Genomic DNA, 12,964 nt, shown 5'->3' with positions numbered 1-12,964 from the left:
AGTCCGAATACGATCTATAAAATCGTTTGGGAAATACCAGTTTTATGAATGTAACCCATTTATTCCATAACGTATAAAATATTATCCATGCAACCCCTTAGGGATGCCCTAGCCCTACTTGAGCAGGTGGAAAAGATCCTGTTAGATTATACGCCTAAAGGAGAAGAAGATCGAAGCCTACTTAACCTACTGATTTCAAAGAACATGAAGATAGAGGCGGAAGCATATGCAAAGTATTTAAGGTCTTAATCACATTATTTTCTTTCGTGGTATTTGAGATCAAGATAAACACTCTGCCATGTGACGGGAAGAAGGGATTTACAACAGATGGAAACTATTTTTGTATTTCAAACTTTCTCTCGGATGAATTGGCTAAACTATCCATCTCTCCCGCAATATTAGCTGAAGCCGTAATAGACTTCTTAAATGAGAGAATGGCAAGCTACACGACGTATTGGGGTGGGGGAAACGCCAATGGCTCAACTAGAGTTCTAGACCTTTACATAATAACTCCAGACGTAACCAAGAAGACGTTATTAATGATCTCAAACTTCAACGGCATAAGCGAAATAAGCCTTCTGGAACAGTTCTGTTTTGAACAAATAATGGAAAAATTAATGAATTATGGTAAAAATCTAGAGAAATATGAGGTTACGATGCCCTTTTTATATAAGTTCGTGATATTTGAGACTTTCAACGTCTTCAGAAAACTGATGAATGTTAAGTATCAAGGTATAGTATCCAGAGGAAACGAAAAGTATATGTTGGCTTTAGAGAACGAGAAAGCGTTAGTATGGAAGGTAGAGGAACCAAAAATAAACTTGATTAATAAGGAAAACGTTATGCTCATTAATTTAAACCACTAAATCAAAGAATCTAGAAGAAGCTTGTCATGGATAGGAAAATGGGAATGGCGATTTAACAATCTAAACGAAACTGAATCGTTTCTGCTAGCAATTTTCTCTATAGCTGTAAAAGGTATATCCATTTATGCCATATCTAGACTATTTGGAATAGGTATATTAGCTGCCTTAATCGCAGCTACAATAGCTGTACTACCTCATGAGCTGGCTCACAGGCAGACAGCAAGGAGATACGGTTGCTACTCAAGGTTCACGTTAAGCTTTACCGGTTTCCTTTTTACTACAGTAATAAACCTGTTACCTTTCTTTGGGCTAGTGTTTTTCTCTGGATACACTCTTATATCTTGCAGGTTCTTCGCTTCGGACAAAAGGATAGAAGGTATAACTGCAGCTGCAGGACCATTAACAAATATCTTAATATCAGCTGTTTTTTATTTCCTTGTTATTATTAACCTGCCTATTATTAATCACAGTATTATAGAGATTTTCTTTCTAATAATATCTGGATTTAACGCTGTAGTGGCCTTCTTTAACCTCCTTCCATTTTGGATCCTTGACGGTCTAAAGGTGTTAAGATGGAACGCAGTAGTTTGGGTCTTTCTAATAGCTTCATCCGTTATCTTGATGTTCTTAACAGGGGAGATTTAACCTAATGATAAAGCCTTCAATCTTTTTAATGATCTTAATTTTAATTGGATTCGTGGTTGGCATCATAACATATAATCAAAGCCCTCTTTTGTTCTCTTTGCTGATCCAGGTAAATTATTTTGTTCTAAGAGGAGACTATCTATCGCTGATTACATCAATTCTGGTAACTAATAGCTTCACTGACTTTATTTTCAATTTTATTTCCATATGGGTTATATATTATTTATTCGGCTCTAAGGCAGGGAAATTTGAAATAGTAGTGTTCTTTATTTCTGGAATACTTGGAAATTTACTTACCTTGGCTCTTTTCCCACCGTTCACAGCTTCAGCTGGTGCTTCTGGAGGGATCTTTGGAGTGCTATCGTTTTATATTATCGACGATATGTTACAATTCAGTAGACTCGACTGGAACGGCTTAGGTTTGCTTATAATAGTTTTTGTCCTAAGCGACATAATACCTGGTGTCAATTATGTAGCCCATATAGGTGGTATTTTGGGAGGAATTCTTCTAGCTTTAGGGAGAAAGAGATTTTTAACCACTCACTATCAAAAATAGATTCCATGAATATCGTGGAGCTAATATTGTTCATAATGGGGGCTATAATGTTTCCTTATGGAGTTTATGAAATAATAAAGGGGGATGGTAATATGAAAACGAAGCTCTTCCTTATATTTACTTCGATAACATTATTTACCATAGAATCGATCTTAGTATATAGATGATTATTGTAATATCTGGCACACCTGGGGTAGGAAAAACAATTGTAAGCTCTTTATTATCAAAGAGGCTGAGCATGAGTTACCTTCACGTTTCAAACTTTGTAATAGACAGAAAATTATACAAGAACTATGATACTGTTCGCTCATCATATGAAATTGACGATGAGTTAGTGGCCAAAGAGCTTAACGCGTACCTTAAATCCCTTAAAAACGTTGTGGTGGAAACGGTTTATCCTTCCCTTGTGGACTACGCTGATAAGGTAATAGTCCTTAGAAGAGATCCAAGAGAGCTGTATAAGGAACTAAATAAGAGAGCTTGGAACGTTAACAAGGTAATAGAGAATGTAGAGGCTGAAATACTTGGCTATGTATCTCAAGAGGCCTCTGAATGGTTTAGGGAGGTATGCGAGATAAACACTACTAATTTAACTCCCGAGGAAGTTGTGGAAAAAATACTTGCTGAGGAGTGTGAGAAGATTATTGACTGGCTGGCCGACCCAGAGATACAAGAGTTTATGCTATCATTAGATAAGATTATTAATTGACTGGTTAGATATATGTTAATTGATACTAATGAGTTCAAATCCGTTTAGACTGCAGTCACCTCAACCTGCAAAACAGCCAAGAGATCTGAGGAAGGCTCCAGCACCACAAGTTCAAGGTGCTGACCTTAAGATACAATCTAGGATGAAGAACGTTAAGTACAAGGTAGCCATACTGAGTGGGAAAGGAGGAGTTGGGAAATCATTCGTCTCATCTAACTTAGCTATGGCGCTTGCAGCGGCAGGAAAAAGCGTTGGGATAATTGACGTGGATTTTCACGGACCTTCTGTCCCTAAGATGTTAGGTGTAAGAGGACAAATGCTAACTGCTGACGATAACGGTATAAACCCAGTAAATGGTCCGTTTGGAATAAAGGTCGTCTCAATAGATTTTTTATTACCCAGAGATGACACGCCAGTGATATGGAGAGGGTCAATCAAGCATTCGGCAATAAGACAATTTCTTGGAGATGTGAACTGGGGACAGTTAGATTACCTTATAATCGATATGCCTCCAGGAACTGGTGATGAGGCGTTGTCTGTAGCGCAGCTAGTTCCTAACATAACCGGCTTCATTATAGTCACGATTCCATCAGAGGTTTCCACTCTAGCAGTTAGAAGATCTATTAACTTCACCAAGACCGTAAACACCAAGATTATAGGAGTAGTAGAAAACATGAGTTACTTCGTGTGTCCTTCGGAGTCTAAGAACTACTATATATTTGGCCAAGATAAAGGTAAAAAGATGGCAGAAGAGTTGGGAGTGCCTCTCTTAGGTCAGGTACCTTTGGATCCAAGGATAGCCGAATCTAACGATTTAGGTGAACCTTTCTTCCTTAAATACCTAGACTCACCTGCTTCTAAAGAGTTCCTTAAAATAGCCGACGAGGTCATAGAGCAAGTAGAAAATCAGAAGTTGTCTGATCTCAATCTAAAGTAAAACTTCCTTTCCTCGTAACTAGGATATTTATCAACCTCTCCCTTCCTGACAAGGTCAGCTAACGCTTCTCTAAACTCTAGAGGAGTGAAAGTAAGTCCCCTATTCATTAGTTCATCTCTTATTTGCTCAGATATCATCGGGCCTTTCTTTAACACATCTTTTATCCCATTTTCTATTGTATTACTCATTGTGATAATAGTGGCACTTTAACTTTAAAAATTTAGGGAAAGAGAATAGATAAAACTTTAAAAACAATAAAAACTAAATGTTAAACGGTGCAATTAAATTGATAACTGAGCTCACAGAAAGAAATTTGCTTTTGAAGAGGTTCCTAATGGTAGGTTATGGTCTTTCTGAGGCTGATGTAGAGGCCTTCATTAAGATAATAAGGAGTAAAGAAGGGAAGGACGTAGATTTTATAGCTTCAGAGCTTGGTATAAGCAAAAGCAGAGCAAGCCTAATATTGAAGAGACTGTCTGATGCCGGTCTTATTGGAAAACAAAAAAGTACAGGAAATAAAGGTGGTAGGCCTAAATACGTTTATAGTGTAAATAGAGACGAGGTCATAGAGAAGATGAAGATAAGAGCTTCAGAATTGTGTTCCGATCTGTCGAGTATCATAAGTGGCTTATAAGAAAGAACCCTTTTAACAATATGTATATCCCAAACGCTATCAATATAATGAACGATATAACCCTTATTATATTAGATAAACCCTTTCCATATCTATTTACAATAAATGGAAATAAAGTTATCCAAATTATAATTCCTCCGAAGAATCCAGGAACTATAAGTAGACCAAACTCTTGGATCATAAAAAGCCCACTAGTTATCCACCAAGTAATTTGAAAGGGATTCGTTAGCCCCATAGTTAACCCGACAATGTAATTAGCTTTTCTATCTCTGCTAGAAAGTTTTGACTTCAACACGTCAAAAGCTAACCATATCATAAATGTCCCGCCAATTATATAAAATATATATCTTATCTTCATCGGTAAAAATTCTCCAAAAATATAGGTTATAATTAGAAAAATCAAATCGGCTGTCATTGCACCCAGACCTACACTCGTGCCGTGGATTTTAGATCTTAAGGATTCTGCTGCCATGAGAGAGTTTACCGGACCAGGCGGTGCGGCTAAGGATAGGCCCAACGCTACACCAAAAACTATCTCCGACCAGTTCACGTTAATATCAATAAAGCTAAAACTAAAGAGCTTACCTACTCACATTAGTTTGACTTGAGATTAAAGGAAGAATAAAAAAGAATTTGGGAAAAATATAAAAAGAGTGAAAGAGAACTTTTCATTATGAATGAGGATATCGTTGAAAAAGCAAAGAAAATGTACGAGGACGGAAGATCAATAAGAGACATAGCAAAGGAGTTAAGCTTAAGTTACTCTAAGACTAGGCGGATTCTAAAGGAGCGTGGAGTTATATTCAGGGGGAAAACACCTCCTGACCTCATTAACCAAGTTATAGAATATGGAAAACAAGGATATAGCGCAAATAAAATAAGTAAGTTGCTAAAAATGAATTCAAATACCGTGTTGCGGATACTTAAGAAACATAACCTTGTTAAAGGAAAAAGGAAGCTAACTCAGGAAAAAATACAGAAAATTAAAGATATGTATAAAAATGGATACTCTATTTATAAGATCGCAAAGGAACTTGACATCTCAACTAATCTAGTGGTTTATTATCTAAAAAAGCTCCAGTTGAAAAATTAGCTATTCGTGAATTTTCTCCCACATAGCTCTAGCTAGCCTACCTTCATACTTGAAATCTTTGACCATATCTCTAGCTCTCTCTCTCCTCTCTCTGTGCAAATCAAGGAAAGAGTTAATCTTCTCTACAAGAATTTGTTTAATCTCTCCAGTTAGCATCTTCCCACTGCTGTACTCTTCAGCTATTCGTTTTATTTTCTGATCGTCTTCCTCAAAGAAGTAGTAGAGCCATTGATAAGGAACGTCTACATCGAGGTTCGCTCCTAACTTCCTCTGAAGCTCTACAGTAGGTTGTCCTCCAGAGAACGCGTACTTCATTACCTTCCTCTCAACAGTTTTATGATCATCAATGAGATATATTGCTGACTCCGGGACGGATGAACTCATCTTACCTTCTGGACCTGTAAGTGGGGGCAAAAACTTACTGTGGATTTGAGCAGCCTTGTAATAGCCAAGACTCTCTGCTATGTCCCTCTGTAACCTCCAGTAAGGATCCTGATCTATGCCGGCCGGTATTAAGCATCTCCTTTTTTCAAACATTGTTGGTACAATTTGTAATGATGGGTAGAAGATTATTCCGATATTTGAGGAGACGTCAAGACCGAAGGTTGCCTTAACCTCTGAGAAAGTTAGTTTCTTAGCAATTTTTATTGCCAACGGATACATATTCCTTATATATTCAGTATCTTGGAAAATGAATGTCTTATCCGGATCGAAACCAGCAGCTATTATATCTAGAATATTATCTAAGGCCCATTGTCTGGTTTGATCTAGAGAATATTCTAAATTTCTCATAAATTTCTCATCATCAGTGATCTCTATGTATACGTTAACTCCAAACTTTTTCTGAAGCCAGGCCGTGAAGACGAAGGGTATCATATGGCCTATATGCATACCTAAAGATGGTGCCCTTCCGGTATAGAGGAAAAAGGACCTACCTTCTTTCCATTCCTTTAGTATTATATCAAAGTCTCTATGTGAAAAAAATATTTCTCTCCTTAACATTGGATGAAGTTCTCCTACGGCTGACTGTAAGTCTCTCCTTAACTGATCAGTTATCTTCTGGGTCCCGAACTGAACAATTAATTTATCATAATCAACCTTACCCTTTACTTCCCACGGAGTTACAGAGTAATTCTCGGCCACAAAAAGAAGTGAGGTAAGAAAATAAAATTTCTTAGGTTTAGGAGATCAAGCCTTCTGGGTCAGCGCGTTTACAGGCAGATCTGGGAACTTCTCCTTCATTTTCTGCTCCGCTATAGCTGAAGCTTCCTCTAGTATCTTTCTTGCCTCCGGTGTTGCAGCCGAAGCGTAAGAGTATCCTCCTGCGAAATCTCCGGCTTCTATTACAACAGTCTGAAGATCTTCACCGAGAGAGGAAAGCTCAAGAGATATCTCAGGCATCACTCCCTTTAGTGCGCCCTTTAGCTCATTGATTACGCCTACAACTGGGATCAGATTAACGAAGACTTCACTTATCTCACTTACTGTCTCTAGCCTCAATTGAACCTGTTCTAAGGCTATTTGCGTCATCATAAGTTGCTTACTCATTTTCCTTATTTCGGCAACCTCATTAGCGTACATTGCTGCCCTGCTGGTATCCTTAGCCATCTGTGCGGTAACAACTCTTTCGAAAAGTGTCCTGTCTCTTTCCTGGAGTCTAGCTATGTGAACGTCCAACCTGTTTATCATCGAACCAAGTCTATATCTGGCCTGAACTATTCTATACTTTAGCGGCTCCTTACTCTTGAAGGCACCTTTTAATCCGTCCCAACCTTTGTCATCAGATCCAGCCCAATACTTTTGGAAATCTTTACCAAGCATCTTGATAACTATATTATCTCAGATTAAGTTATAAGACTGAAGAGACGGTAATATTTTAAATTCAGGGTCAGAATTAAGCTGAAACTAGAAAGGAATTATTGAAAACTGCCCACTTTTAAGTTTTATGAACTTCTTCACCTTACTAGATTTCTCTCATCAAGAAATTTTTTAGTTTATTACATTTTATAATCAGGCGAAAAGATTATTTAATTCTGGTCTTAAAAAGTATTTTAGATCCTCATGTCAACAGAGGAACTCTATGCCCGAGACTCCTACGTTAAAGAATTTACAGCTAAGATTGTTAAAGTTGTAGATAAAGGCGTAGTTTTGGACAGAACTGCTTTCCATCCTAAAGGAGGAGGCCTAGAGTCAGACAACGGAATCCTAATCTCCAAATCAACTGGGAAAGAGTTCGTTGTTACAGAAACAAAAAAGGAGGGAGAGAATATTGTTCACTTTTTAGAAAATCCAATCCAAATTGAGGAAGGTGAAGTGGTAGTAGGTAGAATTAATTGGGATAGAAGGTACAGAATGATGAGGCTCCATACAGCGTCACATATCATCTCTTCGATAGCCTTTTCAAAGTATGGTTCATATATAACTGGAGGAAATATAACTCCTGAGTACGCTAAAGACGATTTTGATATCGAAGACAAAAGTTTACTTGTTGATATCGTTAAGGAAGCTAACGAGATAGCTAGAAGCGGGAGAAATGTCAAAGTATTCTTTCTTAGTAGGGAAGAAGCGTTAAAGATTCCAGGTATTGTAAAATTGGCTGAGAAGATGCCCCCGGAAGTTAACATATGGAGAATAGTTGAAATTGAGGGGATAGATATTCAAGCCGACGGTGGACCGCATGTTAATAATACCTCTGAGATAGGTGATATAGAGATTCTAAAAGTAGAGAACAGAGGAAAATCAAAAAAGAGACTTTATTACACCGTTAAGCCTTAGTTATCTTGAACATAAAATCACATTTCTGGATTGCGATTGCGTAATATGTCGTCAATGACTTCTAACAATTCATTGACGTCAGGTCTCAATGAGAATCTAAAATGCGTCGATCTAAGTCCGACAAAATTTGCACAGTCTCTCACATAAAATCCTTTCAATAACAATTTCTTATTCAATTCGTTAGATGCGATACTTGACTCGGCCAAAATGAAGGGTGCAAACGATTTGTAAAATTTTATTCCTGATATCCTTTTTATATTATCTAAAATTTTACCTAATGTGTTTCTCGACATTTCGAAAAAGCTCCTAACTTCCCTCACGTCTAGATTAGCGAAAACGTAGTAAGCAATACTGTTTATCCTCCAAGGTATAGAACGTTTCTCAATCACTTTACTCTCATTTCCTATAGTAAAGCCCAATCTTAGTCCTGGAACTGAAAAACTCTTTGTAAAGGAGGACACTATTAACAGATTAGGGAATTCCTTAACCAAGTTAACGAATGATGGAACTAAGCTAATATCAGAAAAAGATTGATCTATAACAAGAAATTTCCCTTGTTCTAAGTACAATGTTACCTCCTGCTCTTTCAAAGCTGCTCCAGTGGGATTATTAGGATGACTTACAATGAGCTTATCTCCTTGAAGAGGGTACCTAAATTCTTCGCCCTCTTCTGCAAGATAAACGTTACTCCTATAATATTCCTGGTAATTTGGCTCTGGTACGAAGAACCCACGACCTAACAACGATATAGCTTCGCTCGCACCATTAAACACACCTATCATCTCAGGGTCAACATTGTAAATTTCAGCTATCTTGTACTTTAAGTCCCTATAATCATCTGGATAGAAACGATAAGCCTTAACCTTTACCGCCTCATAAATTAGTTCCTCTATGAAGCTCGGAACCCCTAGCGGATTTAGGTTAACGCTAAAATCCCTAATTGTAGGAGGCTTACCATGTGACCAGCTTAATCCCCCATGCATCATAATCCCTTTTCATCGAAGTAATTCACTATAACGTTCTTCTCAGCCCTTCGAATGATTTCAGAAAGGGAAGAGACGCTCACTTCTAACTTTTCTGCTAGATCTCTTATAGTTATCTTCCTGGGAAACTCGTAGTACCCAGCTTCAAGTGCTATTCTCAATACCTGTTCTTGCCTAGCTGTTAATATATCATCGGTTTTATATTTAGTAACCTTAAGAACCTTCGGATCAACCCCATTCTGATGCAGATCACTCAACATCTTCTTTAGTTCCTGATGTCCAGCAAGGATAACCGTCCATACGGTTGAGTTCTCATTTACAATACCATGAACAATAGTGTATTTAGATAAAATTTCTTCTACTTTACCTTTGATTTTTACCGTCCCTAGATACTTTAGCTTAGACACTTTCGTGAAGTACCCAGGTATTCTTTTAATCTCATCTTCACTGCATTTAATTTCTATCAGTGCTCTCTGAAAGTTACCTTCAGCCTTGATGTCTAGAATTGTAAACGAAGTCTTCACAAGGTCTAACAGTGCCGGCCTAGCGGGAGTCATAAAAGTTACTCTAAGTATCACACTTACTAACTGAACCAATCGATATTTAGGCTTTACATATGAAAGCCTTATTATTTAGGGTTTTGAAGAAAATGATTAGGAGAGCTAAATGCTGCCTTATTAAGGCTTTAACATAACCCTTAAAGGACAAGTTTTATAAGCATTGTTGTATTAATTTCATCGCCGCGGTAGTATAGCCCGGTCATGGTTTGCGCCGAGAGTATGCGGGCCTTTCGAGCCCGTGACCCGGGTTCAAATCCCGGCCGCGGCATTTAACTTTGAACAAATGGTTTGCTACGTATACGTACGATATAATTCGTTTCCTTAAATATAGCAATATATTCATACTTTATATACTTTAATTTTCAAATTAAAAAAGAATAATTCTATTATAGAATAAATTTCTAATATTAATCATTCACGGCTAAATATGTTAAACATTATCTGACCTTTTGCTTCTCTATATCGAGGATAATTATCCTGTCCATTATGATTTTTTAAAGTATAAATCCATAACACTGATAAACCTTAAAAGGGTTCAAATTGAGATTAAACTGATTATCATGTATAAATCGCCTAGGTTCAAATTTTCCAGAGCTCTTTCTAGAACAACTGGAATTATTATAGCTATTATCATAATAATAGCTGCTATAGCAGGTATATTGCTTATTACATCGTCTTCACATAAAACAACAATAGCTCAGGCGATCTCTATAGCCCCTACATCCTTTGCCGTAGGGCAAGGAAGTCCAATTACTTTTACGATATATAATGTAATTCCTAACTCAAACATAGTTCTATATTTAGGTAACGGTGAGGCTCTAAATCAAACAGCTACCTCTAACGTAGTGGAATTAAGCTACACCTATAGTCAACCCGGCACCTATTTAGTATATGCCGAGGAATATGTGAATGGAAAACAGGTAGAAAATACTAGCAATGCCCTTCTGGAAGTTCAAGTGTTAGGGCTCCTTAACTCTTCTGCAACTCAATATCTCTCTATTCCTGTAGTGTCTTTCGATACTGCCAAGAACCCAACAGCACCAATAGTTCAGGCTGGAACTCCCGTATTCTTCTATGGAGGATATCTGCAACCTCCATCAGGTCAGAACATGACGATATTAAAGTACGTATGGGATTTTGGAAATAACCAAACCGCTACAGTTAATGCTAATTCTACCACTTTTGATCCTGTTATTAATCCAGTTAATGTAACTTATGCAAAACCTGGATTATATACAGTGACTTTAACGTTAGTGACTCAAAACGTCTCTTCTGGTCAGACTTACCAATATCAAACCTATCAGACAGTAGCTGTAGCGGGTCAAGGTGTATCATACTCGCTAAAGCTTTTCAACGGCACCGTACCGAACCCTGGTGTGATAACAGTGGCTGAGAACGTACCAGGAGGCCCTTACTCTTTCGATCCTCAAATCGATTATGAAAGCGTAGGCTTTGAAGTGGTATCCAACATATTCATGACTCTACTTTTATATAACGGTTCCAGCACAACGACTTTCATACCATATGCTGCGAGCGAGATCCCAACAGTACAAAATGGTGGTATACAAGACAACTACACTGTGTATGTTTTCCACATAAGGACAGGACTACATTTCTCCAATGGTGATAATCTCACTGCGTATGACGTGTGGTACTCTGTGATAAGGGCGCTTCTTTTCGTTGGTGGATCCCCAGGTACACCTGACTGGATCTTAGCTCAATATCTTGTTCCAGGAGCTACGATAGGTGTACCCATAGTTACATCCTCTAATATGAACCAGACCTATCAGGAAATAATGAACGCAGTAACATATGATAACCAGACTAATACGGTAACTTTCCACCTTGTTAAGCCCACTACACCACAACTGTTCTTCACAGCTCTTGCAGACCCTCTAGGTTCTGGAATAGTGGATGCTAAGTGGTTGGAACAAATAGGTGCAGGCATAACTTTCACCCCACAAGGGTTCCTACAATATGAGCAGTACGCCAATGAAGGAAACTACAATACTCAAGTACAGAACGATCCGGTTGCCTCAGGTCCTTACATGATAAAAACGTATGTCCCTGGTCAATATGTAGTTTTAAATCCTAACCCATATTATAAAGGTGTACCTGGAGTACCAGCACCAAATGATACTGTAATCATAAATTGGGTGAAAGACCCACAAACTGCTTACGAACTGTTCTCATCAGGAAAAGCTGATATCGTAACCGGACTTCCTACTAGTTACTTCCCCTCATTGAAACAGCTTGAAGCCCAGAATCAAGCCAACATATATCAGTTCAACACTCTATCAGAGTTCTTCTTCATATTCAATTTGAACATAAGTAACACAAGTTTGAAGACTTTAGGAACTCAATATCACGTTCCCTCAAACTACTTTGCAAACCTGTACGTGAGAGAAGCCTTTGCGTACGCTTTCAACTACACTAACTATATCGATAATATCGTAGGCAATAACAAGTACGGTTTCCAGTTTGCCTCACCTTACGCAGGCGTAATTATACCTGGCCTACCTTACTATGTTCCACCTAGTGAGCTTGAGAACGTACCTACGTTTAATCTCAGTTATGCTAAACAATTATTGATAAAATCAGGAATGTATAATGTATCGATTAATATTCCTATCATAGTATCTTCTGGAGATACTGTAGATTACGCTGCAGCTCAGATGTGGGCCCAAGCTCTATCCCAGATAGATCCAAACATTCAGGCTCAGCCCCTATACCTACCGTTCTCCCAAATTATCGGTTTAGAGGTACCTGGTCAGAACCCGATGCCTTTATACTATTTAGGCTGGATAGCTGATTATCCTTACCCGTCCGATTTCGTCAATGCTATGTATCTAGAGAACGGGACGTATCCGGCACCAGACGGTTGGTCAGTACAATACTTAAAGTCACTAGGTCATACAAATCAAGCTCAACTGTATCAACAACTAAACAACTATATAGAGGAGGCTGACAGCACACCCAATGCCACGCAAGCTGCATACTATTATAAGCAGGCTGAACAAATTGCCATTAACCTTTACATGTACGTCTATACTCAACAACCTAATGAGTTCTGGGTTGTAAAGCCTTACATGACTGGATATCAAGGTCATATAACTTACGAAGAGAACCCAATGATTGGAGGGGCAGGAGACAGCTTATACTTCTGGTGGGTAAAAGGTTAAACATTTTTTTCTTATTTGTTGTAT

General features: G+C 38.1%; 16 protein-coding genes and 1 tRNA gene. 11 read left to right on the top strand and 6 right to left on the bottom strand.

Annotated features, from left to right (window positions below; translation table 11 throughout):
- Positions 1-87 precede the first annotated feature (87 nt).
- From MCUP_RS10050 to MCUP_RS00595, 6 genes are all read left to right on the top strand, one after another.
- Entirely contained in the window at positions 88-249 is a 162-nt protein-coding gene (locus tag MCUP_RS10050) for a hypothetical protein (protein WP_013736731.1), read from the top strand.
- 17 nt (positions 250-266) lie between these two features.
- On the top strand, positions 267-866 hold the full coding sequence (locus MCUP_RS00615; protein ID WP_013736730.1) for a hypothetical protein: 600 nt from the start codon (positions 267-269) through the stop codon (positions 864-866).
- A 21-nt stretch (positions 867-887) separates the two neighbouring features.
- Positions 888-1,511, top strand: a complete 624-nt coding sequence (locus MCUP_RS00610; RefSeq protein ID WP_013736729.1) for a M50 family metallopeptidase — start codon at positions 888-890, stop codon at positions 1,509-1,511.
- A 52-nt stretch (positions 1,512-1,563) separates the two neighbouring features.
- Complete coding sequence (locus MCUP_RS00605) at positions 1,564-2,067, top strand: rhomboid family intramembrane serine protease (protein WP_237698002.1); 504 nt, start codon at positions 1,564-1,566, stop codon at positions 2,065-2,067.
- A 163-nt stretch (positions 2,068-2,230) separates the two neighbouring features.
- Positions 2,231-2,776: an adenylate kinase family protein gene (locus MCUP_RS00600; RefSeq protein WP_013736726.1), complete on the top strand. Its 546-nt coding sequence runs from the start codon at positions 2,231-2,233 to the stop codon at positions 2,774-2,776.
- A gap of 28 nt (positions 2,777-2,804) precedes the next feature.
- The gene (locus MCUP_RS00595; RefSeq protein ID WP_013736725.1) at positions 2,805-3,713 is read left to right on the top strand and encodes an Mrp/NBP35 family ATP-binding protein; all 909 of its coding nucleotides are present in this window, start codon (positions 2,805-2,807) and stop codon (positions 3,711-3,713) included.
- Here the strand turns inward: MCUP_RS00595 and MCUP_RS00590 are convergent.
- Positions 3,683-3,901: a hypothetical protein gene (locus tag MCUP_RS00590; RefSeq protein ID WP_013736724.1), complete on the bottom strand. Its 219-nt coding sequence runs from the start codon at positions 3,899-3,901 to the stop codon at positions 3,683-3,685. The genes MCUP_RS00595 and MCUP_RS00590 overlap by 31 nt on opposite strands.
- 98 nt (positions 3,902-3,999) lie before the next feature.
- Here MCUP_RS00590 and MCUP_RS00585 point away from each other — a divergent pair, with 98 nt between their 5' ends.
- Entirely contained in the window at positions 4,000-4,347 is a 348-nt protein-coding gene (locus MCUP_RS00585; RefSeq protein WP_013736723.1) for a helix-turn-helix domain-containing protein, read from the top strand.
- Here the strand turns inward: MCUP_RS00585 and MCUP_RS00580 are convergent.
- A complete protein-coding gene (locus MCUP_RS00580) occupies positions 4,331-4,897 on the bottom strand; it encodes a LysE family translocator (protein WP_048057349.1) in 567 nt (188 codons plus the stop codon). The two genes, MCUP_RS00585 and MCUP_RS00580, sit on opposite strands and share 17 nt — an antisense overlap.
- A 123-nt stretch (positions 4,898-5,020) precedes the next feature.
- On the opposite strand from MCUP_RS00580, the gene cbp1 reads away from it, so the two are divergent.
- A complete protein-coding gene (cbp1, locus tag MCUP_RS00575; protein ID WP_013736720.1) occupies positions 5,021-5,440 on the top strand; it encodes a CRISPR DNA repeat-binding protein Cbp1 in 420 nt (139 codons plus the stop codon).
- On the opposite strand, the gene MCUP_RS00570 is transcribed toward cbp1, so the two are convergent.
- Positions 5,441-6,583: a tryptophan--tRNA ligase gene (locus tag MCUP_RS00570; RefSeq protein ID WP_013736719.1), complete on the bottom strand. Its 1,143-nt coding sequence runs from the start codon at positions 6,581-6,583 to the stop codon at positions 5,441-5,443.
- Between the two features lie 45 nt (positions 6,584-6,628).
- Positions 6,629-7,261 (bottom strand): cell division protein CdvB1/B2, encoded by a 633-nt coding sequence (cdvB1/B2, locus tag MCUP_RS00565; protein WP_013736718.1) that lies wholly within the window; start codon positions 7,259-7,261, stop codon positions 6,629-6,631.
- 240 nt (positions 7,262-7,501) lie between these two features.
- Between cdvB1/B2 and alaXM the strand changes: the two genes are divergently transcribed.
- The gene (gene alaXM, locus MCUP_RS00560) at positions 7,502-8,215 is read left to right on the top strand and encodes an alanyl-tRNA editing protein AlaXM (protein ID WP_013736717.1); all 714 of its coding nucleotides are present in this window, start codon (positions 7,502-7,504) and stop codon (positions 8,213-8,215) included.
- Positions 8,216-8,232: 17 nt separating this feature from the next.
- Here the strand turns inward: alaXM and MCUP_RS00555 are convergent, their stop codons facing one another.
- Both MCUP_RS00555 and MCUP_RS00550 read right to left on the bottom strand, forming a co-directional pair.
- On the bottom strand, positions 8,233-9,201 hold the full coding sequence (locus tag MCUP_RS00555; protein ID WP_013736716.1) for an aminotransferase class I/II-fold pyridoxal phosphate-dependent enzyme: 969 nt from the start codon (positions 9,199-9,201) through the stop codon (positions 8,233-8,235).
- Positions 9,198-9,776 (bottom strand): helix-turn-helix domain-containing protein, encoded by a 579-nt coding sequence (locus MCUP_RS00550; RefSeq protein WP_052296646.1) that lies wholly within the window; start codon positions 9,774-9,776, stop codon positions 9,198-9,200. The genes MCUP_RS00555 and MCUP_RS00550 overlap by 4 nt, the downstream gene beginning before the upstream one ends.
- 161 nt (positions 9,777-9,937) lie before the next feature.
- Between MCUP_RS00550 and MCUP_RS00545 the strand changes: the two genes are divergently transcribed.
- Positions 9,938-10,026 (top strand) — tRNA-Glu (locus tag MCUP_RS00545).
- Positions 10,027-10,318: 292 nt separating this feature from the next.
- Complete coding sequence (locus MCUP_RS00540; protein WP_048057677.1) at positions 10,319-12,940, top strand: ABC transporter substrate-binding protein; 2,622 nt, start codon at positions 10,319-10,321, stop codon at positions 12,938-12,940.
- Positions 12,941-12,964 lie beyond the last annotated feature (24 nt).

It is taken from the genome of Metallosphaera cuprina Ar-4, from assembly GCF_000204925.1.
Lineage (GTDB): Archaea > Thermoproteota > Thermoprotei_A > Sulfolobales > Sulfolobaceae > Metallosphaera > Metallosphaera cuprina.
This window is presented reverse-complemented; position numbering and strand designations above follow the sequence as displayed.